General features: G+C 28.2%; 29 protein-coding genes and 1 tRNA gene. 16 read left to right on the plus strand and 14 right to left on the minus strand.

The window, feature by feature from the left end; translation table 11 throughout:
- Window position 1: 1 nt before the first annotated feature.
- From O6B72_RS02045 to O6B72_RS02065, 5 genes are all read left to right on the plus strand, one after another.
- Window positions 2–691 carry an HNH/ENDO VII family nuclease gene (locus O6B72_RS02045; RefSeq protein WP_269492062.1) on the plus strand — a complete coding sequence of 230 codons (690 nt, stop codon included), beginning with the start codon at window positions 2–4 and terminating at the stop codon, window positions 689–691.
- Window positions 692–1,084, plus strand: coding sequence for an SMI1/KNR4 family protein (locus tag O6B72_RS02050; RefSeq protein ID WP_269492063.1), 393 nt, complete (start codon window positions 692–694; stop codon window positions 1,082–1,084).
- 88 nt (window positions 1,085–1,172) lie between these two features.
- The gene (locus O6B72_RS02055; protein WP_269492064.1) at window positions 1,173–1,409 is read left to right on the plus strand and encodes a hypothetical protein; all 237 of its coding nucleotides are present in this window, start codon (window positions 1,173–1,175) and stop codon (window positions 1,407–1,409) included.
- 477 nt (window positions 1,410–1,886) lie between these two features.
- On the plus strand, window positions 1,887–2,033 hold the full coding sequence (locus O6B72_RS02060; RefSeq protein ID WP_269492065.1) for a hypothetical protein: 147 nt from the start codon (window positions 1,887–1,889) through the stop codon (window positions 2,031–2,033).
- A gap of 308 nt (window positions 2,034–2,341) precedes the next feature.
- Window positions 2,342–2,417, plus strand: a tRNA-Glu gene (locus tag O6B72_RS02065).
- Between the two features lie 345 nt (window positions 2,418–2,762).
- On the opposite strand, the gene O6B72_RS02070 is transcribed toward O6B72_RS02065, so the two are convergent.
- Window positions 2,763–3,530: a hypothetical protein gene (locus tag O6B72_RS02070; protein WP_258298779.1), complete on the minus strand. Its 768-nt coding sequence runs from the start codon at window positions 3,528–3,530 to the stop codon at window positions 2,763–2,765.
- A 112-nt stretch (window positions 3,531–3,642) separates the two neighbouring features.
- On the opposite strand from O6B72_RS02070, the gene efp reads away from it, so the two are divergent.
- Entirely contained in the window at window positions 3,643–4,209 is a 567-nt protein-coding gene (gene efp / locus O6B72_RS02075; protein ID WP_024962240.1) for an elongation factor P, read from the plus strand.
- Window positions 4,210–4,248: 39 nt separating this feature from the next.
- On the opposite strand, the gene O6B72_RS02080 is transcribed toward efp, so the two are convergent.
- Complete coding sequence (locus tag O6B72_RS02080; protein ID WP_269492066.1) at window positions 4,249–4,464, minus strand: SelT/SelW/SelH family (seleno)protein; 216 nt, start codon at window positions 4,462–4,464, stop codon at window positions 4,249–4,251.
- A gap of 64 nt (window positions 4,465–4,528) precedes the next feature.
- Here O6B72_RS02080 and O6B72_RS02085 point away from each other — a divergent pair, with 64 nt between their 5' ends.
- From O6B72_RS02085 to dnaE, 3 genes are all read left to right on the plus strand, one after another.
- The gene (locus tag O6B72_RS02085) at window positions 4,529–5,074 is read left to right on the plus strand and encodes a DJ-1 family glyoxalase III (protein WP_269492067.1); all 546 of its coding nucleotides are present in this window, start codon (window positions 4,529–4,531) and stop codon (window positions 5,072–5,074) included.
- 92 nt (window positions 5,075–5,166) lie between these two features.
- Window positions 5,167–5,415: an RNA recognition motif domain-containing protein gene (locus O6B72_RS02090; RefSeq protein WP_101637015.1), complete on the plus strand. Its 249-nt coding sequence runs from the start codon at window positions 5,167–5,169 to the stop codon at window positions 5,413–5,415.
- A gap of 139 nt (window positions 5,416–5,554) precedes the next feature.
- Window positions 5,555–9,097, plus strand: coding sequence for a DNA polymerase III subunit alpha (dnaE, locus tag O6B72_RS02095; RefSeq protein WP_269492068.1), 3,543 nt, complete (start codon window positions 5,555–5,557; stop codon window positions 9,095–9,097).
- Between the two features lie 69 nt (window positions 9,098–9,166).
- Here the strand turns inward: dnaE and O6B72_RS02100 are convergent, their stop codons facing one another.
- The 3 genes from O6B72_RS02100 to O6B72_RS02110 are packed head-to-tail and all read right to left on the minus strand — an operon-like array spanning window position 9,167 to window position 10,795.
- Entirely contained in the window at window positions 9,167–9,847 is a 681-nt protein-coding gene (locus O6B72_RS02100) for a hypothetical protein (RefSeq protein WP_269492069.1), read from the minus strand.
- Window positions 9,848–9,855: 8 nt separating this feature from the next.
- Complete coding sequence (locus O6B72_RS02105; protein WP_269492070.1) at window positions 9,856–10,464, minus strand: hypothetical protein; 609 nt, start codon at window positions 10,462–10,464, stop codon at window positions 9,856–9,858.
- A 7-nt stretch (window positions 10,465–10,471) separates the two neighbouring features.
- On the minus strand, window positions 10,472–10,795 hold the full coding sequence (locus O6B72_RS02110) for a TM2 domain-containing protein (protein WP_269492071.1): 324 nt from the start codon (window positions 10,793–10,795) through the stop codon (window positions 10,472–10,474).
- 136 nt (window positions 10,796–10,931) lie between these two features.
- Between O6B72_RS02110 and O6B72_RS02115 the strand changes: the two genes are divergently transcribed.
- Complete coding sequence (locus tag O6B72_RS02115) at window positions 10,932–11,129, plus strand: hypothetical protein (RefSeq protein WP_024962236.1); 198 nt, start codon at window positions 10,932–10,934, stop codon at window positions 11,127–11,129.
- Between the two features lie 81 nt (window positions 11,130–11,210).
- Here O6B72_RS02115 and O6B72_RS02120 read toward each other — a convergent pair whose 3' ends face one another.
- Window positions 11,211–11,975 (minus strand): DUF234 domain-containing protein, encoded by a 765-nt coding sequence (locus tag O6B72_RS02120; protein ID WP_269492072.1) that lies wholly within the window; start codon window positions 11,973–11,975, stop codon window positions 11,211–11,213.
- A gap of 168 nt (window positions 11,976–12,143) precedes the next feature.
- On the opposite strand from O6B72_RS02120, the gene O6B72_RS02125 reads away from it, so the two are divergent.
- Complete coding sequence (locus O6B72_RS02125; protein WP_269492073.1) at window positions 12,144–13,448, plus strand: aminotransferase class V-fold PLP-dependent enzyme; 1,305 nt, start codon at window positions 12,144–12,146, stop codon at window positions 13,446–13,448.
- A 69-nt stretch (window positions 13,449–13,517) separates the two neighbouring features.
- A complete protein-coding gene (locus O6B72_RS02130) occupies window positions 13,518–14,297 on the plus strand; it encodes a sulfite exporter TauE/SafE family protein (protein ID WP_269486873.1) in 780 nt (259 codons plus the stop codon).
- Window positions 14,298–14,314: 17 nt separating this feature from the next.
- On the opposite strand, the gene O6B72_RS02135 is transcribed toward O6B72_RS02130, so the two are convergent.
- From O6B72_RS02135 to O6B72_RS02165, 7 genes are all read right to left on the minus strand, one after another.
- Window positions 14,315–15,091 (minus strand): undecaprenyl-diphosphate phosphatase, encoded by a 777-nt coding sequence (locus tag O6B72_RS02135; RefSeq protein WP_258298788.1) that lies wholly within the window; start codon window positions 15,089–15,091, stop codon window positions 14,315–14,317.
- The gene (locus O6B72_RS02140) at window positions 15,078–15,707 is read right to left on the minus strand and encodes a thiamine phosphate synthase (RefSeq protein WP_258298789.1); all 630 of its coding nucleotides are present in this window, start codon (window positions 15,705–15,707) and stop codon (window positions 15,078–15,080) included. Before O6B72_RS02140 ends, O6B72_RS02135 begins: the two co-directional genes overlap by 14 nt.
- Window positions 15,708–15,740: 33 nt before the next feature.
- Window positions 15,741–16,466, minus strand: a complete 726-nt coding sequence (locus O6B72_RS02145) for a basic amino acid ABC transporter substrate-binding protein (RefSeq protein ID WP_258298790.1) — start codon at window positions 16,464–16,466, stop codon at window positions 15,741–15,743.
- A 21-nt stretch (window positions 16,467–16,487) separates the two neighbouring features.
- Window positions 16,488–17,315: a transporter substrate-binding domain-containing protein gene (locus tag O6B72_RS02150; RefSeq protein WP_258298791.1), complete on the minus strand. Its 828-nt coding sequence runs from the start codon at window positions 17,313–17,315 to the stop codon at window positions 16,488–16,490.
- Between the two features lie 138 nt (window positions 17,316–17,453).
- A complete protein-coding gene (locus O6B72_RS02155) occupies window positions 17,454–18,182 on the minus strand; it encodes an amino acid ABC transporter ATP-binding protein (RefSeq protein ID WP_050335990.1) in 729 nt (242 codons plus the stop codon).
- A gap of 4 nt (window positions 18,183–18,186) precedes the next feature.
- A complete protein-coding gene (locus O6B72_RS02160) occupies window positions 18,187–18,897 on the minus strand; it encodes an amino acid ABC transporter permease (protein ID WP_024962227.1) in 711 nt (236 codons plus the stop codon).
- A gap of 85 nt (window positions 18,898–18,982) precedes the next feature.
- A complete protein-coding gene (locus tag O6B72_RS02165; RefSeq protein ID WP_269485245.1) occupies window positions 18,983–19,414 on the minus strand; it encodes a trehalose-6-phosphate synthase in 432 nt (143 codons plus the stop codon).
- A gap of 145 nt (window positions 19,415–19,559) precedes the next feature.
- Between O6B72_RS02165 and putP the strand changes: the two genes are divergently transcribed.
- The 4 genes from putP to O6B72_RS02185 all read left to right on the plus strand — a co-directional run bounded on the left by putP (window position 19,560) and on the right by O6B72_RS02185 (window position 22,220).
- The gene (putP, locus tag O6B72_RS02170) at window positions 19,560–21,071 is read left to right on the plus strand and encodes a sodium/proline symporter PutP (RefSeq protein ID WP_244079240.1); all 1,512 of its coding nucleotides are present in this window, start codon (window positions 19,560–19,562) and stop codon (window positions 21,069–21,071) included.
- A complete protein-coding gene (locus O6B72_RS02175) occupies window positions 21,061–21,486 on the plus strand; it encodes a hypothetical protein (protein WP_269492074.1) in 426 nt (141 codons plus the stop codon). Before putP ends, O6B72_RS02175 begins: the two co-directional genes overlap by 11 nt.
- 56 nt (window positions 21,487–21,542) lie before the next feature.
- Window positions 21,543–21,833: a hypothetical protein gene (locus O6B72_RS02180; RefSeq protein WP_269492075.1), complete on the plus strand. Its 291-nt coding sequence runs from the start codon at window positions 21,543–21,545 to the stop codon at window positions 21,831–21,833.
- A gap of 129 nt (window positions 21,834–21,962) precedes the next feature.
- Window positions 21,963–22,220: a hypothetical protein gene (locus tag O6B72_RS02185; protein WP_269492076.1), complete on the plus strand. Its 258-nt coding sequence runs from the start codon at window positions 21,963–21,965 to the stop codon at window positions 22,218–22,220.
- A gap of 211 nt (window positions 22,221–22,431) precedes the next feature.
- Here O6B72_RS02185 and O6B72_RS02190 read toward each other — a convergent pair whose 3' ends face one another.
- Window positions 22,432–22,848 (minus strand): Hsp20/alpha crystallin family protein, encoded by a 417-nt coding sequence (locus O6B72_RS02190; protein ID WP_050335520.1) that lies wholly within the window; start codon window positions 22,846–22,848, stop codon window positions 22,432–22,434.
- Window positions 22,849–22,988 lie beyond the last annotated feature (140 nt).

The raw sequence follows: 22,988 nt of genomic DNA on the forward strand, positions 1-22,988 counted from the left end.
TATGATAGAAACACTTGTAGCAATTGAAAAAAGCTTAGATAAGCCATTTAAAGAGTTTAAGCCAAAACAAAATATTGAAAATACCGATATAGATAAATATAGAGAGTATTCAAATTTTAAAAAACAAATTGTTCAAGAGGCTGATACTGAAACTGCTATGAATTCTTCCCTCTCCTCTGTTTTAGAAGCCAATAAAGAAAAGCTTGAAACGCGAGATAATAAGGCTTCAGAGATAAATGAATCTGGTGAGGGCTTAAGTGATGAAGAAAAAAAAGAAATTCAAGAAAAAACTGGATGGTCAGATGAAGTTATAGAATCAATTCGATCAAAAGAAGAAGCAGAAATATATATAAAAGCAAATTTAAAAGAAGTTGAAATTAATGGCAAAAAATGCTTAATTAGGGATGATATCGACTTAGATCAAGCAGATGAGGATGGGATCACAAATAGAGAAAGAATGGAAATAGGAAGACCGCCTCTTACTAAAAATGGCGAAGAAGTTGAACTTCATCATATTGGACAAAAACAAAACAGTCCTTTAGCAGAGCTAACAACTCAAGAGCATAGAGGTGTTGGAAATGATGCAATATTACACGATAAAGCAAAAGAAACAGAAATTAATCGAAATGAATTTGCAAAAGAACGTTATGAACATTGGCAAAGTAGACTATCTAGTATGGAAGGAGAATAAATGTCTAAAATAGTTGAAACAATACAAAATCTTGAAAATTTAATACCTCTAAAGCCTGCAAGTATTGAAGATATAGAAAATGTTGAGATTGAACTAGCACTTCCTTTAGCAAAAGACTATAAGGAGTACTTGCTTAATTTCGGAGCTATTATGGCAAATGATATCGAGCTCACTGGCATTGCTAAATCAAAAAATAGAAATGTTGTTGATGTAACAAAGAGAGAGTGGAATCTTAATAGAAAAATAAAACATAATTTATATGTAGTAGAAAATATTGGAATTGATGGAATTATAATATGGCAAGATAGTTCAGGTAGTATATATGAATCAAGACCTAATTATGAAGCAAAAAAGATAGCTAATAATTTGTTAGAATATATTAAATCAAAATAGCAAAAAACTCTATGATAAATTTAAAATAGTTTTTAAAAGTATATTTAAATAATGATATAGTCTAAATAATATAATAAAAAGAAATATTATGAAGATAATGCTAAATAAGACTAAATTTCTAAATAGTCTAAACAGTAATGAAAAAGATGTTATAAAAAAAGCACAAGAGATTTTTTATAAATGGGCCAAACAACAAGAGCCTTGCATTTTTTCAGAAAAAGAAATCAATGAAAATTTAAATAAAGCAGTTAAAGAAATTCAAAACAAAACAGCTACTTTATACACAAAAGAAGAAATTGATAAGCAGATAAAAACAAAGCTTTAAATATAGTTTTAAATACAACAAACACTTTATAGTCATACGTTAGAGATAGTTGAGTTTATAAAAAATAGCGAAAAAAGAGTTTTATATTAATTTCAAGAAAAAAATAATTAGTGTAAAATTTATGGCTTATAAATATAAAAAATATAAAGTAATAATTGAAAATATACATAATTCAATAAATTTGCAATACGATATAAATACAGTTCGGCCAATCTTTAATAATTCCAATAAATTTTTAGAGTGAGTGAATAAAAATGAATGTAACTAATAGTAATATTATAAATTTTACTTTTAATGAGTTTGTGGATTATTATGAGATGTCAAAAGAGTTATCAAAGTTTAGGGTTTAAAGATTAATGTTTAGTGGCTTTTGCATCGCATGTTGGTTCATCATATATTGGTTCCTCGTGTTTTGGTTCCTTGTATAGTCTATCAAAAAGCGAAAGAAAATTATAAATAGTCATTAGGGACCAAGCTATGAATGCAAGTATAATTGTAAAAACAATAAGAGAAAATACCATAAGAACTAAAGCTACAATTATGTTATCAAGCATAACCACTCTTTTAAAATTTGATAATACTATTGCATCACAAAAAGGCAAAATATGGCAAAAGCAACTCTAACCTTTGGAATGGATTTAAGCGAGTTTAAAGATATCAAAACTAATATAAAAAAATAAAATACAATTTAGTATTTTTTGCAGGTTAAAGATATTATGTAAAAATATTGATTACTTGAGATAATGACAAATTACATTTAGCATATTAAATATTTAGTAAAATTTTTATAAAAATTAATATTTTATATGAAAGTAGGTTCCTGATTATTTAAAATATTAAAAATCAATGGTTTATTTGCAAAGTAAATGCAATGTCTATAAATTTGACAAATTTGTAAAAAGATAATAAAATCAAGTTTTCAAATTTGATATGACCCTTTCGTCTAGTGGCTCAGGACGTCACATTCTCAGTGTGAAAACGGTGGTTCAAAACCCCCAAGGGTCGCCATTTATTTATAAAGTGGAGTCAAAAATAGATATCTATATAATTCTAATATTTTTTAGGTATTTTTCTATTTCATTTATGGTTTTTATACTTTATAAAATTTATTTTATCTATAAAAAGCTATCAAAATAGGTTTTTTATTTCAGCTATATGTAGTTGCAATTTTTCTTAATTTTTAAGTTTAAAATAAGAAAATTTACACTATTTTCCAATTTGGAGATGATGTTTTAAACTTTCCATTTTTAAGAGCAGTTGGATTTAATTTTTCATTTTTTATATTTTTTGTTAGGAATAGTATAAAAAGCTAGAAATTAAATCCTAGCTTTTTAAAATTTATGGTTTTGAAATTTATTCTTTTTCAACAGTAAAACTAAAAGGAACACCTTTTATGACACCTTTTGAAAAAAGTTTTTTTGCATCTTGAAGCACTCTATCTCTTTCTTCATCGCTTGCTTGATCGTCACTGACTGTAGCATTTATATCATAATATTTATTTAAAAGTTTTATTAGAGCTTCTTGATTGTCTGGATTTATTTTTGAAGCTTCTTTTAACATTACAGCTGATTTTGTATAAGCACTTTTTCCATGAACAGGAGCAAATATTATCCTAACATTTGCATTTCTTAAATACTTTACCATTTTAGTTAGATGCTCACGACAATCAGGACATTCAGGATCGCTTACTATATAGGTCATAAATTTGTTATTTTTATCAAAAGATTCTATATTTATAAACCTATCTTTAGGAATTTCTTTTATTATTTCATAGGCTATTTTGTCTTGATTTGCTTTTATATCTGCGTGAAGTTTTTCCATTCTTCCTTCAATTAAAATTTTATCTTTGTCATCTCCTATAAAAATTAAATTTGAAAAGCCAATTACACTCTTTCCGTCTTTGCTTACAAACATAGGTATCATTTCTCCATTTATATTTGTAATTACAAAATTTAGTCCATCAATTGATTCAAGCCTATCAACTGACATTATCTCAAATTTTTCAACATTCTTAACTATATTTTTAAGTGTGCTTTCATAATTTTGACTGAAATTTTCATTAGCAAAACCTTGTGTAAATACTAAAGCACTCAAACCTAGGTAAAAAGCAAATTTTTTCATAGTTCATCCTTTCTGAAATTTTATATATTATAGCCATTATTGAATTAAAATTTTATCATTTTAACTATATTTTTTGCTATAATGCTATTTTTATTAAGATTAAGGAGAATTTATGGCTTATTCTATGGGCGATTTAAAAAAAGGCTTAAAAATAGAAATTGATGGTATTCCATATAAAATTGTTGATTATCAACATGTAAAACCTGGAAAAGGTCCAGCTTTTGTTCGTGTAAAAATTAAATCTTACACAACAGGAAAAGTTTTAGAAAAGACTTTTCATGCAGGTGATAAATGTGATGAGCCGCATTTAGAAGAAAGACAGATGCAGTATTTATATGATGATGGTGAGTCTTGCCAGTTTATGGATACTGAAAATTACGAACAAGTTGCAATTAGCGATGAAGAAGTTGGCGATAGCAAAAAATGGATGCTAGATGGAATGATGGTTGATGTGCTTTTTCACAATGGAAATCCAATCGGCTTAGAAGTACCTCAAGTTGTTGAACTTAAGATTATAGAAACAGCACCAAATTTTAGAGGTGATACTCAAGGTAGTAATAAAAAACCAGCTACTTTAGAGACAGGTGCTGTTGTGCAGATTCCATTTCATATCCTTGAGGGCGAAGTTATAAGAGTTGATACAACAACTGGCGAATATATAGAAAAAGTCAAAAAATAAGTTAAATTTCAAGGAATTTTCCTTGAAATTTTCAATGGTTTATATTAAGTCTAGAATTTCATTTTTGTTTGGGAAACGATTAGTTTCCTTTTTGGAAAAAATCACTTTGTTTTCAACTTCGACTATAAAATTTCCACTTCCACTAGCTATTAACTGTACATTTGCATTTGGAAATTTAGATAAAATTTCATCTTTCACACGGAAAGCTTTTGGTTTATAGTTTCAAATATTGCAATATGTAATCTTTATTTTCATAAAATTTCCTTTATTTAAAAAATCAAGTATAATTATAGTATTAAATTTAAACTAAGGAGAAAATATGAAAAAAGTTGCAATTATTTTAGCGGATGGATTTGAAGAGATTGAGGCAATTACTGCAATAGATATTTTAAGAAGGGCTGAGATTAAGGCTGTTAGTGTTGGTCTTAATAAAAAAATAGTTAATGGAACTCACGGCATAGAGGTAAAAGCAGATATGATTTTAGATGATCTAAATGTAGGCGAGTTTGATATGATAGTTTTACCGGGTGGGCTTCCAGGGGCTGAGCATTTGGCAAAAAGTGAAAAATTAGCTGAAATTTTAAAAAAATTTAATGATAAAAATTTAAAAATTGCTGCTATTTGTGCAGCTCCTTGGGCACTTTCAACAGCCAAAGTTTTAAAAAACAGCTACACTTGTTATCCAGGTTTTGAACAAAAGGTAAATTACAAAGGCTATACGGATGAAAAAAATGTAATAATTGATGAAAACATAATAACCTCTAAAGGGCCTGCTACGGCGATGGGGTTTGCTTTAAAATTGGTAAAAATTCTTTTAGGTGATGATAAATTTAATGTTTTAAAAACAGAACTTTTATATAAATAAAATAAATTTATGAATTTTATATCAAAATAGTTAAAATTTAGGTAAAATACCAAAACCAAAATAAATTTGGTAATTTTTTTAAGGGATATAATTTGAATATCTATGTAGGTAATTTACCGTTTCGTTTAGCTGAATCAGAGCTTAGAGAAGCTTTTGAACAGTTTGGAGAAGTTAGTCGTGCCAAGATCATAAAAGATCGTGAAACAAATCGCTCAAAAGGCTTTGGTTTTGTTGAGATGAGTAATGATGATGAAGCATTAAAAGCCATAGAAGCTTTGGACAATAAAGAGCTTTTTGGTAGAGTTTTAAAAGTTAATGAGGCTCGTCCAAAACAAGACTAAATTTACTTTTTAGACCGCAAAAGCGGTCTTATTTTCTTTTTTTAAAATTTCTTTTTATTTCTATTTTTTTGATATTAACCATATTTTTATAAGATTTTTATACAATTACATCTATAAATAAATTTTAAAGAGAGTTTTCATGAGCAAATTTACGCACTTACATTTACATACTGAGTATTCACTTCTAGATGGAGCAAATAAAATTCCAGAGCTTGCTTCTATACTAAAAGAGCAAGGCGTTAATAGTGTTGCTATAACAGATCATGGAAATATGTTTGGAGCTATTGATTTTTATAAAACTATGAAAAAAAACGGCATCAAGCCAATAATAGGAATTGAAGCTTATATTCACAATCACGATGATTTGGGTGATAAAAGTGATAGGCAAAGATTTCACCTTATTTTGCTTGCTAAAAATGAAATTGGATATAAAAATTTGATGTATTTAAGCTCAATGGCATTTTTAGAAGGATTTTATTATAATCCAAGAATTAATAAAAAAATTTTAAAAGAACATAGTGAGGGTTTGATTTGCTCGGCAGCTTGTTTGCAAGGTGAAGTTAACTTTCATCTTAATATGAGTCAAACAAACAGAGAAAGAGGTGCAAAAGGCTATGAAAGAGCAAAAGAAGTTGCGCTTGAATATAAAGAAATTTTCAAAGATGACTTTTATCTTGAAATTATGCGTCATGGCATAACAGATCAGCTAAATATAGATAAGCAAATTCTTCAAATTTCAAAAGAAACTGGTATAAAAGTAATTGCCACAAATGATGCACATTATCCATATCAAAATATGAGTGAAGCACATAATATTTATATGGCTATTTCAGGCATGAAACTTCGTCACGCTGTAAGACAATTTTATGTAAAAAGTAGCCAAGAAATGGAAAAAATATTTGCTGATATTCCTAATGTGATAGAAAACACACAAGAGATTGTTGGCAAATGTAATTTAGAACTAGATTTAGGTCACCCAACTCCACCAAATTTCAAATTTACAACAGACTATGCAAAAAATTTAAATTTAACTTTGCCAAACCCTGGTGTTAGAGATGATTTAGAAAATGATAAAGTTTTATTTGAATATTTAAGTAGGAAAGGACTTGAAGAAAGACTTAAATTTATAGATCCATCGAAACATAAAGCTTACAAAGATAGACTTGAAAGAGAAATAAGCATAATAAATTCTATGAAATTTCCAGGATATATGCTTATAGTAAGTGATTTTATAAATCACGCCAAAGAAAAAGGTATCCCAGTTGGACCAGGTAGGGGAAGTGCTGCTGGAAGCTTGGTAGCATTTTCATTGAAAATAACAGATATTGATCCGCTTCCATATAACTTGCTTTTTGAAAGATTTTTAAATCCTGAAAGAGTTAGTATGCCAGATATCGATGTAGATTTTTGTCAAGATAGGCGAGGGGAAGTAATAGATTATGTAATTGAACAATATGGCAGATACAATGTCGCTCAGGTTGCAACTTTTGGAAAGTTGCTTGCAAAAGGCGTCATCAGAGATGTTGCAAGAGTTTGCAATATGCCTTATGCTGAAGCTGATAAAATGGCAAAATTAATACCGAATGAGCTAAAAATAACCCTAAGAGATTCATTTGATAAAGAGCCAAAAATAAGATCTTTACTTGAAGAAAACATAGAAGCTAAAAAAATTTGGGATTATGCATTAGAACTTGAAGGCCTTAATAGAAACGCAGGAATGCACGCAGCCGGAGTTGTGATAAGCAATGATGAGCTTTGGAACAAAACCCCTGTTTTTATCCAAACAAATAATGATAAAGGTCATCTTATCACGCAATATACAAAAGATTATCTTGAAGATGTTGATTTAATAAAATTTGACTTTTTGGGACTTAAAACCCTAACTGTTATAAATAACGCTATAAAGCTTGTTAAAATGCGATATAACAAAGATGTCATTTGGGAAAAAATTGATATTAACGATAAAAAAGTTTATGAAACGATAAGCAGTGGAAATACTTTAGGTATTTTTCAAATAGAAAGTGGTGGTATGCAAAAACTTGCCACTGATTTAAAGCCTGATAATTTTGAAGATGTTATAGCGATGATAGCGCTATTTAGACCAGGTCCTATGGATCTTATACCAAATTTTATTGAAAGAAAACATGGAAACGCAAGAATTGACTATCTTATAGATGATATAAAGGAAATTTTAGAGCCAACGTATGGAATTATTGTCTATCAAGAGCAGGTTATGCAAATCGTTCAAAAAATAGGTGGATTTAGCCTTGGTGAAGCGGATATCGTAAGAAGAGCGATGAGTAAGAAAAAAGAAGAAGAGATGAAGCGCCTAAAAAAAGAGTATTTAGAGGGCGCTAAAAAAGGTGGATATGATATCAAAAAAGCCGACGAGCTTTTTGAAATGATTATGAAATTTGCCTCTTATGGATTTAATAAATCTCACGCTGCAGCTTATGCATTAATTACTTTTCAAACTGCTTATTTAAAAGCATATTATCCAGCTGAGTTTATGGCTGCACTTTTAACAAGCGAAGAAAATAACCTCGATAAAGTTGCAAGATATATCGATGAGATCAAAAGACTTAATATTGAGATTTTACCACCATCTATAAATTTATCTTTAAGAGAATTTAGTGTTGTTCAAAAAGGCGAAAAAGATGCAATTGTTTTTGGAATGGGTGCCATAAAAGGTGTTGGTCTTGGTGCGATAGAAAATATCGTAGAAGAGAGGAAAAATGGAGATTTTACTGATATTAGCAACTTTGCTTCAAGGATAGATAGTTTTAAGGTAAATAAAAGAGCATTAGATGGACTTATAAAATCAGGCGCCATGGATTGTTTAAAACTAACGAGAAAAAATTTATTTTTAAATATTGATAACATTACAGAATCTACGCGTAATGCAAATAAAATAAAAAGCGATAAAGAAAACTCTTTATTTGCTGATTTAAGCGATGATGATATGAGTATGGAGGTTGAGGTACATTTAGAGCTAACCAATGGTGAATATACTCAAAAAGATATTTTAAAAAACGAAAAAGAAGTGCTTGGACTTTATCTTTCAGGGCATCCACTTGATGATTATGTGGATGAGATAAATGAGATTGATTATACATTAACTAGCCAATTTGAAGAGCTTAATGATGTAACTGAGACCTTACTTGTGGGAAAAATAGAAGAGATAAATACAAGAATAACCAAAAAAGGCTCTAAAATGGCGATAGTTAATGTGCTTGATCTACATGGAAACTTTGAAATGGTTGTGTTTGATAACAAACTTCCTGAAATAGAGGCTTTATCAGAAGCTGAACTTGAAAGACCATATGCTTTTAGAGTAAGAATTGAAAAAGACGATGCACAGTATAAAATAACTTTAAATGAGTTTTTAAGACTTGATGAGGCAAAAAACTCAGATTTTAAAAAGCGAAGTTTTGCTAAAAAAGGCTTTAAAAAAGAAGAAAAAAGAGTTTATGAAGAATATGTTTATACTATAAATCTGGACGAATTAAACCAAAACATAATTAATGAAATTTACAATCTTGCCTACAAACAAAATAACTTGAAAAACTCTAAAAAACTTATTTTAAGAGTCGAGACTTCAACAAAAGTATATATTTTTGAAACAAATTTCTTTGTTGATGAGAATTTTGGTCAAAATGTAAGTGAGATTTTGGTAGCGTAATTAAACGAAATTTAGCAGAAATATATTTTTTAATAGCTTAGGAATTTTCCTAAGCTATTAAGTGCAATATTAGTAATTTTTGAGCTTTATTTCCTTTTCACTTATAGAATTAAAACTTTTATGTATACTTGCCCTATATTCACTAGTGCTTTCACTATAAAAGTAACCATTTAACACAAATACCTCTGGAGGATAGCCATTATAATTTTCATAGCATCTCTTGCTAGCATTGCCTTTATATGCTACGTAAACTGTACCTGGAATTATATCATAATAATTTACTTCCATTTTAAGACCCTTAAAAGAATATTCTGTAATTCCACAACCCAACCCAAAATATTCTGGATTATTAAATTTGTCTACTTTGCAGTCATCATCAGTACTTAGCCTATCTTTATTGTATTTCATGCTCAAGACAAAAGGTCCTGGTTCATCACCCCAATCAGCTCCCTCTGGATGAAAAAAGTCATCAACCCAATAGACAAAATCCTCCTGTTTTGTAACAGGATTATTTTCCATTGGAAGGCATATTGCAACATCCAAGTAAGCAATTTTCTCCTTTTTAATTATTTTGTCTAAAAAATTAGCAAACTCTAAGGCATCTTTTTTATTGGTTATTGCGCCTTCATATCTTTCAAATTTCTCCTTTTGTAAATTTAATAAATCAGGGAAAAATACAGCTACGATACCAACAGCTGTTATTATAAAGCTTGTGATTGAGCCAATTATAACTTTTTTTTCAAATTTCATTTCTACTCCTAAAATATATCATTAAACATGTTATCAAGTTCTTGCATTTCACTATCGATCTCTTGCATATCTTTTTGAAATTCTTTGTATGATTTATCAAGTTCATCATCAGTTTTACCAAGATAAACATCACTTTCAAAAGTATTATTTAGTATTTCATTAAAATCAGAAATATTATTATAGACATATTCAAGAGTTCCTAATATATCAAGATTTAAGCTGTCTAAATCATCTAAATTTATACCTATATACTGGACATCTAAACTATCTTTGTTTATATTAAGCACGAATTGAAAATCTACAAATATTTCTTTTATTTTGTTTGTGTTGATTTTATTTTTGCTTATATATCTTTGGTTTTTTAAATAATACTTAATAATATCATTTTTATAAGATTTTTCAATTTTACAATTTGCCTCAACGATACTTCTACCATTGTCGCTTGTAAATTCACTCCATTTTACACTATTACAAACTTTCCATTTTTCTATCGCATCACCAACGGTTATACTATCATTTGTTAGTAGCACACCATTTTTTACAATGCTTATGTTGTCGCTACATCCACTAAAAATCAAAATAGCAATAAAAATTATAAGTTTATCAAAAATTTTCATTTCAGTGTTACGCAAAGTAGCTAATTTTTTCAAAATTATCTTTTTTAATGCTTGGCATTATCAAAAACCAGTCAATTATCGCCCAAATTCCAAGTCCGCCTAATGTTACAAGCTTTAAAATTCCAAGCAAGATTTTACCTTGATAAAATCTATCAACTCCAAAACCGCCAAGTAAAATTGACAAAATAAGACCTAATTTAGGATCTTTTAACTGAAGCATAGAAATCGAATCTATTTTATCACTACTTAAATTTTCTAACTTCTTTTTTAAGGCAAGTTGCAAATCAGCAGGAACCTTATCCTTTAACTGTAAGAAAAGTGAATTTTCCACTTATAATCCTTTATTTAAAATATATTTTTATATTATATGAAATAAAGTCTAAATTTTTAATAAATTTAAGACTTATTTTCGCTATTAATTATTTATTGTCTAAAAGATAAATTTATCACTAAAAAAAGGTAAATTTATGAATTACACTCAAAGAGACAAAGCAAGAATTTTAAGAGTTACAACTAGGACACTTCAAAGGTGGCGAACGACAAAGCCTGAATTATATGCTATCATAGAGGCTTCATTTATCCTTAGAGAAGCGATTTCATTAGATGAAGAAACAGATAAAAAAGTAAAAGAGATGATAAAAGAAGCAATTCCTGAAAATAGTTAGATTGGCTAAAAGTTAAATAATGAAAATGATTAAATATATTTTAAATGTAATAATTAAATTTTTAAAATAATTTTTTGAAATTTAGACTAAATCTTTGAAGTCATTTAGCTCAAATAAAAGTAGATTTTTGCTTTTTAAATTTATTAGTTCTTTACTAAACCCACTTTTTGAAAAAAGTGCTACTATGTGTGGTGAAATTCCTAGTTTTTGACATTTTAAGTATATTAAATTTAAGATATTTTTACAAATTTTTCTCTCTTTGTATTTTACTTCGCCAACTATGAAAAAACCGTTAAGCTTAGCAAAAATGTCTATTTCAAATTCCTTTGTCCAAAAGCTGTAAATTTCAGCCTCTTTTAGGTCAAGCCTTTTTTTTAAAAGCTCACAGCTTAATGTTTCAAATCCTAAGCTAGAGTAGTTATCAAAATCGTACTTTATTTTTTCCAAAACTTCATCAAATTTATTTCTTTTAAGTAGAGTTAAATTTGGCTCTACAAATCTAAACCAAAACCTTAAAAAGTTACTTTTAAAATGAATTTTATCATGCATAACGTATCTTCGTAAATGCCTTGGAAGCTTTTCTTTTGGATGTTTTGGAGTAGGTTTTTTCTCTCTAGTTTTTTCTAAAATTATATAATTTTTATTAAGTAAATCATTTACAATTTTTTGAGATTTATAGCGAGGAAAGATCTTATTAAGCCCGTATTTTTTTCTATCGCTTTTTGCAAATTTCATTAAAGCAAGTTTTTCATCACTGCTTAAATCAAAAATAAATTCATCAAATTTGTATAAAATTTCATTTTTTATAGCTTCAAAAATATTGTTATAAATTTTTATATCACTCAAATTTTCAAAAAAGAAGTTATCAAATACAAAATGAAACTTTAAAAGCTCGCTTATATTTAGATTTGGAAATCTTTTTGCTGTGATTTTTAAAGCGTTTATTCTAATCCTCCTTTTTTAGTGCCATTTTACCAAATTTAGATATAATTTACAAAAATTCAAGGAAATAGTTTGAATATAAATAAAGAAGATATTATCTTAAAAGAAGGTATTTTTTATTTTGATTGGACGGCTTCTGGTTTGGCATACAGACCTATAGAAAATGAAATTTTAAGAATTTTAAAAACTTATGCAAATACTCACTCAGAAGCTAGTGAGCATGCAAGAATTACAAGTGAGTATTATGAAAAAGCAAAAATTGGTTTAAAAAATTTATTAGAACTTGATGATAAATTTTATCTTTTTTCATGTGGTTTTGGAGCAACTGCAACGATTAAAAAATTTCAAGAACTTATGGGAATTTACATTCCTCCAATGAGTAGGGAATTTTTAAAACTTGATATTAAAAATTTAGAGAATTTGCCTTTAGTTTTAGTCTCTCCATACGAGCATCACTCAAATGAGATAAGCTATAGAGCAGGGCTTTGTGAGGTAAAAAGAATTCCGTTAGATGAAAAAGGCGAAATTGATTTTAACGCTTTGAATCAAATTTTATCAGAAAATAAAGGTAGAAAAATAATTGCTTCTTTTAGTGTAGCTTCGAATATCACAGGCGTTTTGACTAATTATAAAAAGCTTTATTTAATTATAAAAGCATTTGGTGGGATAGTGGCACTAGATGGAGCAAGTGTGGCATCTCACATGCAAATTGATCCTGGTTTTTATGATGCATTATTTATATCGCCACATAAGCTTTTAGGCGGAGTTGGATCAAGTGGAATTTTAATTATGAAAAAAGAGCTTTGTGTAAGCGATGAGCCGACTTTTGCAGCTGGTGGAACAGTGAGATATGTTGATAGAAAAACTCAAATTTATAAAATAGATAAGGAAAAGCTTGAGGATGCAGGAACACCTGGAATTACAGAGCTAATTAGGAGTTATTTAGCTTTTAAGCTTAGAAATGATATTGGACTTGAAAATATAGAAAAAAAAGAGCTTGAATTAAAAGAGTATTTTTTAGAAAAAATTTTAAAACTTGAAGATGTGATATTATATGCCAAAGATGTTAAAAATAAACTTCCAATATTTTCATTTAACATAAAGGGTTTTGATCCATATACTTTTTCAACTCTTCTTAGTCAAAAATATAATGTAGAAACTAGAGCAGGGTGTGCATGTGCAGGACCTTATGGGCATGATTTAATGAATATGGATGATGGTAGAAATTTTTTAGAAGAAGGCAAACCTGGATTTGTAAGAGTTAGCATTAATTATACACATGAAAAAGATGATATTGATTATCTAATAAGTGCAATAAAAGCAGTTATTAAGCTAAGAGAAAAAGTTAAAATGACAGGCGGAAAACATCTTTGCTAGTTTTGATTTAGTTTTATCAAATTTGGTTTTAGATTTTATATATATTCAAGATATGGACAGGGAAAATTTGTGATAGAGTTTTTGCTTTTAGGGTGCGTTGTTGGTGTATGCGCTGGAATGTTTGGCATCGGTGGTGGGGGCATAATGGTTCCCATCTTTACTATGATTTTTTTAAAAGAAGGCATAAATGATGCAATGCATTTGGCTCTTGGTAGTAGTATGTGTGCCATAATAATAACCTCATTATCTAGTTTTTTAGCCCACAATAAAAATAATGCTGTTAGGTGGGATTTGCTTAAATTAATTGTTCCTGGAATCATAATAGGAACCATGCTAAGTGCATTTATAGCCTCTTTTATACCAGCTTTTTATCTTGCTATGGTTTTTAGTTTATATATGTTTATTTCAGCTTTAAGAATGTTTTTTTCAAAAAGTGTAAGCAAAACAAGGAAAATTTATAAAAAGTATATTCAATTTATTGCAGGACTTATTATAGGGTCAGTTTCGGCAATAGTATCGATTGGTGGAGGGAGTTTAAGCGTTCCATATATCGCTTCTCAAGGAGTTGATATTAAAAAAGCTATTGGAACATCTGCTGCTATAGGTTTTCCATTAGCTATTGCTGGAACTTTTGGCTATGTCGTAAGTGGCTGGCAAAATACAAATTTAAGTGAGTTTATAATAGGGTATGTAAATTTAAAAGCTGTATTTTTTACCACAATTACCAGCTTTTTATTCGCACCACTTGGAGTTAAAATAGTTCATAATATCAAATCACAAAATGTAAAAAAAATCTTTGGAATATTTTTGTTTATTTTAAGTATGAAAATGCTTTTTGAGTTTATCTAGGTTATAAAACTATAGCTTTAAAGTACAAAAAATAAAAATACAATTCCAATAATAATTCTATAAACCCCAAAAGGAATATAATCAAATTTGCTTACAAATTTTAAAAATAAATTTATTGCCAAAAGTGCAACAACAAATGCTACAAAACCACCTATTAAAAATAGCCCAATTTGGGATAAATTTTCTTTAAAAATATTTAAATTTTTATAAGTATCATAAAAAGTTGCTGCAAACATTGTTGGAATTGCAAGTAAAAAGCTAAAACTTGCTGCTGTTTTTCTGCTAAGTCCGCTTAAAAGTCCAATTATGATAGTTGCGCCACTTCTAGAAGTTCCAGGAATCATTGCAAAACATTGTGAAAGACCTATTATAAATGCTTGCTTGTAAGTTATATCTTCAAGTTTTTGAATTTCATTTTTAGGAGGATTTTTTTTACGAAAAAGTTCAACTATAATAAAAATAATACCCCAAATTATAAGCATATAGGCAGTAATTTTTGGACTAAAAAGTCCTTTTATTGATGAGTATAGTAAAAAACCTATCAATGCTGTTGGAATAAAGCCAATTATAAGTTTTATCCATAAATTTATATCTTGTTTAAGTCTTTTAAAAAACATAAAAACAACTGCTAAAATTGAGCCAAGCTGAATTACAACTTCAAAGCATTTTAAAGTATCTGTTTGCTCTAAATTTAACAGATGCGAAGTTAGTATTAAATGCCCTGTTGAGCTAACTGGTAAAAATTCGGTTAGTCCCTCAACTATACCTAAAATTATGGTATCAAATATTGTCATTTTTTTCCTTATTTTTATTTATTATCAATTTTAAATTTGCTAAGTTTTTTGTGATTGAGTTTGGTTTGTAAGCCGCACTTACAATAGCTAAATAATCAGCTTTTTTATATAAAATTTTGTCTAAATTTGAAGTGTTTATGCCACCTATCAAACAAGTTTTAATTCTTAATTTTGAAAAATCAATATTGTCTATATTGCAAATTTGAGCTTCTTTTTTTGTGTTTGATTTAAAAACAGCTCCAAAAGCTGCATATGAAGCACCATTTTCTTGAGCTTTTAAAGCTAAATTAACATCTCCATAACAACTTATTCCATAAATTTTGTTTTTTCCCAAAAACTCTTTTGCAATATTTAAACTTGTATCATCCATTCCCAAATGAACACCATGAGCTTTTACTTTTTTGGCTAAATTTAAATCATCATTTATTATTAAAAATGCATTAAAGTCCTCACATAAAGAAACTAAATTTCGAACAATTTTTTCATCTTTATTTTCTTTTTTACTTCTGTATTGTATAAGTTTAATTCCTGATTCAAGCATTTCTAAAACTTGGGTAAAAATAGTGCTATCCGGGGTATAAAAGTCATCGGTTAATGTATAAATTTGGTTTTTCATGCGTAATTAAGCCCCAGGATTTTGGGGCTTTTTTTATTTAAGATCGTATTTTACTAAAATTTTATCGTAAGTTCCATCTTCTTTTAGCTCATCAACAGCATCATTAAATTTAGCTATAAGATCACCATGTTTACCTTTGTTAAAAGCAAATGAAAAACCATCACTTCCATCAGGCTCTGTGTGAAATGGTGCTAAGTCAGGATTTTCTTTTAAGTATCCATAGGCTACTGATGAGTCAAATACTGCAACATCTACTTTGCCATTTTTTAAAGCCATTATCACATTAAATGGATCTTTCATAGTTGATACTTTAATGTCTTTTAATTCTCTCATAGCTATTTCTTGAACTGTGCCAAGTTGAGTTGAAACAATCTTGCCTTTAATATCTTCTTTTGATTTTATAGAATCATTATCAGCCTTTTTTAAAAAAACATTTTCTGTTGAGTAATAAGGATTTGTAAAATCAGCTGCTTTTCTTCTTTGCTCAGTTGCGCTCATTCCAGCTGCTACCATATCTATCTTGCCACTTTTTAAAGCTGGTATTAATCCATCAAAACCCATATTTACTATTTCATATTCAAAACCTACTTTTTTACTAATTGCATCTAGTAAATCCATATCAAAACCAACAATTTGTGAGTTTTTATCAACAAATTCAAATGGAGGAAAACTCGCATTTGTTCCAACTTTTAAACTCTTGGCATTTGCCAAATTCAAACATGCTAACACGACTAATAAAATTTTTAAAAATTTTTTCATATCTATCCTTTTATTAAAAATTTATTTTAAATGATATTTTGTAAGTAAATTATCATAAGTTCCATCAGATTTTAATTCCTCTAAAGTTTCATTTATCTTTGTCATTAAAGTTTCATTTTTACCTTTTGTGAAAGCTATACCAAAACCTTCAGTTCCATCACCTTCTTCAAAAAATTTAACTAAATCTTTATTTTTGCTAAGGTAGTCGTTTGCAACAATCAAATCTAAAATTACAACATCTACTTTATTTTGTTTTAAATTTATTATCCCAACATCAGGTGTTTTAAAGGTTTCTACTTTAGCACCTTGTATTGATGAGGCAATTTTTTCAAACACAGTTTCTTTTTGTGCAGACACTATTTTTCCACTTAGGCTTTCTTTATCTTTTATTTTACCATTACTTGCCTTTTTTAAATAGACAGTTTTTGTTTGAAAATATGGTACTGAAAAATCCACAAGTCCTTTTCTTTCATCGGTGATACTAATAGATGATAAGCCCATATCTATACTTTCATCTTGAAGTGATGGTATAATTTTATCAAAGTTCATATCTTTTATTTTATATTCAAAACCAATCTTTTTAGCAATTTCATCTATTAAATCAATTTCAAAACCAATTGGCTCAAAACTCATTCCAATGTATGAAAAAGGTTTATAATTTGCGTTTGTTCCTATTATTAGTACTTTTTTATTTTTTTGTTCATGTCCTTTTGGTTGTTGTACTGTTGCTTGTGGCTGTACTTGTTCTTGTGTTGATAAAGTCTTAGCATCTTTTACAACCTCAGGAGTTTCGGCATTAAGAAAGCTTGCTAAAAAAAACATCACGAAAAAACTCATTATTTTCTTCATTTTTTGCTCCAAATATAAATTTTTAAAACTATTTTACCATAAATTCTTATTTCTTTTCTTTTTTTGATTGCTAAATTTAATTTTTATAAAATAATATTGTATTATAAAAATTAAATGAGTTGCAATTTAATATAAATTTTAATGATTTAAAACTTTATTTAAAAAGTCTTCAAGTCTTTTATTTTCTGGATTTGTAAAAAACTCACTTGGTTTTTTATCAACTGCAATCTTTCCTTTATCTATAAAAAACACTCTGCTTGCGACATTCTTTGCAAAACCCATTTCGTGTGTTACAACAAGCATTGTAATGCCTTGTTTTGCTACATCTTTCATGATGGCCAAAACCTCACCAACCATCTCCGGATCAAGTGCAGAAGTTGGTTCATCAAATAAAATAATATCTGGGTTTATTGCTAGACTTCTTGCTATTGCAACGCGTTGTTTTTGACCACCGCTTAGCTTGTGTGGATATGCATTTGCTTTGTCTTTAAGTCCAACTTTTTCTAGTAAATTTAGCCCAATTTCTTCTGCTTTTTTTTCGCTATAAATTCCTGCATTAATTGGAGCTAGAGTTAAGTTTTCAAGAACGGTTTTATTGGAAAAAAGATTAAAATGTTGAAAAACCATACTTACTTTTTGGCGAATTTTATTAATGTCTGCATTTTTATCTAAAATATTTTGATCTTTTATGTAAATTTCGCCACTAGTTGGTTCTTCAAGGCGGTTAATACATCTTAAAAATGTGCTTTTACCACCACCACTTGGTCCAATTATAGCGACAACTTCACCTTTTTTTATCTCAGTAGAAATACCATCTAAAACCTTTAATTTTCCATAATTTTTATATAAATTTTTAATTTTTATCAAATTTTCAGTCATTTTTATTAAGCCTTGTTTCAAGTATTTTTGCTAAAAGAGTAAAAAATTTCACACTTGCATAGTAAATAACTGCTGCAAAAAGTATAGGTTGAGCTGTAAAAAGTGTAGCTTGAAGACTTTGTGAAAACATTGTTAAGTCAAATATGCCTATCATTCCAACAACCGAAGTTTCTTTAAAAAGTGATATAAACTCATTTGCAAGAGCTGGTAAAATATTTTTTATAGCTTGTGGAAAAACTACTTTTCTCATCGAAACTCCATAGCTAAGCCCCATAGCTCTTGCTGCTTCCATTTGTCCCTTATCTACGCTATTTATACCAGATCTTACTATTTCAGCAACATAAGCCGAACTGTTTAATCCAAGAGCAATTATTGCTGCATAAAGACTATTTGACCAAGCTGCAAAAACAATAAAAGCAAAAACCATAAGTTGTATTAGTATCGGTGTTCCACGTATTAAATCAATATATTCATCAATAATAAAATTTAAAACTTTTATATTTAAAAATTTTAAAAATGCCAAAATAAAACCTAAAACTATACCTATAAAAATACCACCAACAGTAAGTTTAATCGTTATTAAATAGCTTGTTATATAAGATAGTTTTTGTGCTTGGCTTAAATCTTTTGGATATGTGTAATAAACTGCTACTATGATAACTATTATAAAAAATAAAAATTTTAAGATATTTTCTTTTTTCAATCAATTGCCTTTAAAAAATTTAAACTAAAAGAATACTGAAATTTTGATATTTTTTAGCTTAAATTTAAGAAATTTATTTTTAAATTTATAAATGCCACATAGCTTTTGCAAAAAATACGATTATTATGCATAAAACCAAAGCAATGAGATGTGAAAATTTGCCAAATGGATCTGGTTTTTTCAATATAGCTACAAAATATACCGAAATAAAGGTTATAACGCACATAAAAATAATCGTAAGAATTTTAAGGCTTAGAAAAATTTGTAAATTTGAGTTAAAAAATCCTTTTGAAATACCGATATAATGACTTCCAAGCCAAATTCCACTTATCAAAAGCACTAAAAATATCACGCCAAAAACAACTCCGCTTCCTTTTGTATAAGCTTTCTTAACGCTTTTATAAGTTTTTTCATCAATGCTTTTTTTAGAAAAAGGATAAATGATGGCATCAAAAAAAACATACCCTATAAAAAATATTGCACAAAGTAAATGCATAAATAAAGCAAAAAAATACATTTTAATTCCCAAAAATTTATTTTACAAATTTTAGCTAATTTAAAACTAGATTATAATGATTTAAATCAATTAAAAAACTAAAAGATATATTTAATTTAATTTTAGATAAAATCAAAGAATTATTTTTTGTAGCGATCGGAGAGTTATGGATTTTAGTACATATTTAGCTATTGGGCTTTATTTTGTGATTTTGCTTTTTATAGGGAAAATTTCTTATAATAAAAATGCTGGATTAAACGAATATTTATTAGATAATAGAAGCCTTGGTCCTTTTGTTACAGCTTTAAGTGCTGGGGCAAGTGATATGAGTGGATGGATGCTTTTAGGACTTCCTGGAGCGATTTTTTTAAGTGGACTTTGCAATATTTGGATAGCTATTGGACTTACAATTGGGGCTTGGTGCAATTATAAATTCTTAGCAAAAAGACTTAGGGTTTATACAGAAGTAGCCGATGATAGTGTAACAATACCTGATTTTTTAGAAAATAGATTTAAAGATAAAACAAAAGTTTTAAGAATTGTCTCAGGACTTGTTATTTTAGTTTTTTATACACTTTATGTAAGCAGTGGGGTAATTGCAGGCGGAAAAACATTTGCTAGTTTTTTTGGACTCCCTTTTGCACTTGGAGCAATTTTAACAACTTTAATTGTTGTATTTTATACATTTTTTGGTGGTTTTAGAGCTGTTTGTTTAACAGATGCTTTTCAAGGTGCGCTTATGTTTTTGGTGCTTATCATAATTCCTCTTGGAGCCTATTTTGCACTTGATTTAAATAATACAAGTTTTTTTAAAGAGGTTTTAAAATATGAAAATATAGCTTCTAGCCAACATTTAAATCCATTTTCAAATCAGACATTTTTAGGTATTCTAGGACTTCTTGCTTGGGGGCTTGGATATTTTGGACAACCTCATATAATAGTTAGATTTATGGCCATAAGAAGTTCAAAAGAGCTTGATCAAGCTAGAAATATAGGAATTTCATGGATGGCTTTGGGGCTTTTGGGTGCTGTTTGCAGCGGGCTTATTGGTTTTGTTTATTTTAATCAGCAAGGAATTAACCTAAAAGATGCTGAAACTGTATTTTTAGAACTTGGCAAGACACTATTTCATCCATTTTTTGTAGGAATTATTATAACTGCTGTTTTGGCTGCTATAATGAGTACTATGTCAAGTCAACTTTTAGTTACAGCAAGCTCAGTTACAAAGGATTTTATTTTTGCTTTTTATAAAAAAGATGTAAGCGCAAAAACTCAAACACTAATAAGCAGAATTTCAGTTATATTTATAGCTGTAATTTCAACATTTTTAGCTTTCGTTTATAAAAATACTGTTTTAGGCGTTGTAGGAAATGCTTGGGCTGGATTTGGCGCTAGTTTTGGTGCAGTGCTTTTGTTTAGCTTATATTCAAAAAAAATGACCGCACTCTCAGCACTTCTTGGAATGGTAAGTGGTGGTGGAATAGTTATTTTATGGATAGTTTTTAATCTATCAAGTGTGGTTTATGAAATACTTCCTGGCTTTTTTGTTTCAAGTCTTGTAATAATTTTAGTAAATAAATATAGTGAAGTTTTAGGAAAAATGACGGATGAGCCAAAGCAAAGTGCTATTTTTGCAGAGTTTGAAAAAATGAAAAAAAGAAGTGATGATGGTAAATAACCTAGTAAAATGTCCAAAATGTGGCAGTGAGTTTCCAATAAATGAAAGCATAAAAGAAGAGTTAAGAAAAGAGTATAACTTAAAATTTATAGCAATTAAAAATGAGCTAGAAAAAGAGAAATTAAATTTAAAACAAAAAGAAGCAAAATTTAATGAGAATTTACAAAATGCTCTTAATTTAGAACTCCAAAAGGAAAAAATAAATTTAAAAAATGCTTTAAAAAATGAACTTGAAAAAGAAAATTTGCAAAAATTCGAATCATTAAATAAAGAGCTTTTAGAAAAATCAGCCAAAATTTCAGAGCTTAATAAACAAACTGCCGAGATTGAAGTACTAAAGCGCAAAAATTTAGAGCTTGAATCAGAATATAAAGCTAAAATGCAAGCAGTTTTAAATGAAAAAAATAAAAGATGAAAAACTATAAAAATCAACTAAATAATTGCAAAAACAATCAGCAATTGCACGATGTGATGGATGACATTTTATCAACAGATGATAAGATGTCTTATGATGAAAGAAAAGAGTTATTAGATTACTATTTAAAACTTGGAAAAATAGATAGAAATAAGCTATCAAAAATGGTAATAGTAGAACTTGACCTTTTTATTGATGCTTTATCAAAAGCTAACGATTATGACTTGCGAATCGCTTGTGCTGCTGGACTAGAACACATTATTGAATGTGATATTGAGGATTCAGATGACAACGATGAGCGTGATTGTCTATATGATTTAAAGCTTTTAATGTTAGGAAAAAGATGATAATTTTTGATAAAGTTGAACCTGGTTTTTTGGTGGATCAGATGATGTAGAAAAAGTTGAAATTTTTTATAATAATAAAACATATATTGGAAAATTTAACGCTAGATTTGATGAAAATAAGAAAAAAGCTTGCTGACTTCTTATAAAAACTCTATATATTCAGAATATGTCTGTTCTAAAATTATAAAAGAGTTAGGACTAAAAGTTCAAAATGTGTTAATAGGTCTTTCTATTAGTGCAGATGGAAAACAAAGAGAAATTGCTATAGAAAAAGCAAGAGATAGCGCTATTGATATGTTTGGTGAGATAAAAGGCATTGCCGGTGAAAGTGTGGCAAGTGTTGAGAGCTTGGAAATTGAAAATATCTTAGAATTAAAAGATGAATGAGTTTTTCAAAAAATAGCTTTAATTTTTTGTTTTGTAAATTTATCAAATACAGCGAATTATTTTTTTTGGTGAAAAAAAATTAGTCCATATTTAAAAATATATGAATTTATGAAATTAATAAATAATAAAAAGAGTTCAGATTTATTGCAGGTTTTTATACTTAGTTATTTTAAATAAAATTATAAATTTGCCACCATATGGTGGCAAATTTTTATTTAATCTCTATTTTCTTAGCGACTTTTGGTGCTACTTTAGGGATTAAAATTTCAAGTACTCCATTTTCAAAAGATGCTTGTATATTTTCGTTATCAACACTATCAGGAAGTGAAAAACTTCTACTAAACTTGCCAAAAACACTTTCTACTTTGTAGTAGTCATCTTCTTTAATTTCATTTTTAATTTTTCTCTCTCCGCTTATTGAGATATGGTTTTTATCCAAATCAACACTTACATCTTCTTTTTTGACTCCTGGAAGATCAACTTCTATGTAGTATGCTTTATCATCTTCTCTTGTATTTACAGATGGAGTAAATCCAGAAATACTTTTTTCACTGTTCAATGGAAGATTAAAAAATTTGTCTCCAAGCTCTGAAAAACTGATAAACGGTTCATATCTTTTAACTTTCATAATTTTCTCCTTTAAGTTGAATTATTTATTTAAATTGAGTGTATTATACTAAACTTTATAAAAAATGTCAAGTATTTTTAGCAGTTTAATATAATAAGTGCTAATAAAATTTATAAATATAAATTTATTTTTTGAATTAA

This window comes from Campylobacter ureolyticus, assembly GCF_027277485.1.
GTDB lineage: Bacteria > Campylobacterota > Campylobacteria > Campylobacterales > Campylobacteraceae > Campylobacter_B > Campylobacter_B ureolyticus_B.

Bases quoted from the DNA above. Each gene is read 5' to 3' on its own strand.
- dnaE (WP_269492068.1), top strand. From the start codon at position 5,555: ATGAGCAAATTTACGCACTTACATTTACATACTGAGTATTCACTTCTA.
- O6B72_RS02180 (WP_269492075.1), top strand. From the start codon at position 21,543: ATGGATGACATTTTATCAACAGATGATAAGATGTCTTATGATGAAAGA.
- O6B72_RS02060 (WP_269492065.1), top strand. From the start codon at position 1,887: ATGAATGCAAGTATAATTGTAAAAACAATAAGAGAAAATACCATAAGA.
- O6B72_RS02175 (WP_269492074.1), top strand. From the start codon at position 21,061: ATGGTAAATAACCTAGTAAAATGTCCAAAATGTGGCAGTGAGTTTCCA.
- O6B72_RS02190 (WP_050335520.1), bottom strand. From the start codon at position 22,848: ATGAAAGTTAAAAGATATGAACCGTTTATCAGTTTTTCAGAGCTTGGA.
- putP (WP_244079240.1), top strand. From the start codon at position 19,560: ATGGATTTTAGTACATATTTAGCTATTGGGCTTTATTTTGTGATTTTG.
- O6B72_RS02085 (WP_269492067.1), top strand. From the start codon at position 4,529: ATGAAAAAAGTTGCAATTATTTTAGCGGATGGATTTGAAGAGATTGAG.
- O6B72_RS02145 (WP_258298790.1), bottom strand. From the start codon at position 16,466: ATGAAAAAATTTTTAAAAATTTTATTAGTCGTGTTAGCATGTTTGAAT.
- O6B72_RS02045 (WP_269492062.1), top strand. From the start codon at position 2: ATGATAGAAACACTTGTAGCAATTGAAAAAAGCTTAGATAAGCCATTT.
- O6B72_RS02100 (WP_269492069.1), bottom strand. From the start codon at position 9,847: ATGAAATTTGAAAAAAAAGTTATAATTGGCTCAATCACAAGCTTTATA.
- O6B72_RS02055 (WP_269492064.1), top strand. From the start codon at position 1,173: ATGAAGATAATGCTAAATAAGACTAAATTTCTAAATAGTCTAAACAGT.
- O6B72_RS02070 (WP_258298779.1), bottom strand. From the start codon at position 3,530: ATGAAAAAATTTGCTTTTTACCTAGGTTTGAGTGCTTTAGTATTTACA.
- efp (WP_024962240.1), top strand. From the start codon at position 3,643: ATGGCTTATTCTATGGGCGATTTAAAAAAAGGCTTAAAAATAGAAATT.
- O6B72_RS02105 (WP_269492070.1), bottom strand. From the start codon at position 10,464: ATGAAAATTTTTGATAAACTTATAATTTTTATTGCTATTTTGATTTTT.
- O6B72_RS02135 (WP_258298788.1), bottom strand. From the start codon at position 15,091: ATGACAATATTTGATACCATAATTTTAGGTATAGTTGAGGGACTAACC.
- O6B72_RS02140 (WP_258298789.1), bottom strand. From the start codon at position 15,707: ATGAAAAACCAAATTTATACATTAACCGATGACTTTTATACCCCGGAT.
- O6B72_RS02150 (WP_258298791.1), bottom strand. From the start codon at position 17,315: ATGAAGAAAATAATGAGTTTTTTCGTGATGTTTTTTTTAGCAAGCTTT.
- O6B72_RS02165 (WP_269485245.1), bottom strand. From the start codon at position 19,414: ATGTATTTTTTTGCTTTATTTATGCATTTACTTTGTGCAATATTTTTT.
- O6B72_RS02050 (WP_269492063.1), top strand. From the start codon at position 692: ATGTCTAAAATAGTTGAAACAATACAAAATCTTGAAAATTTAATACCT.
- O6B72_RS02115 (WP_024962236.1), top strand. From the start codon at position 10,932: ATGAATTACACTCAAAGAGACAAAGCAAGAATTTTAAGAGTTACAACT.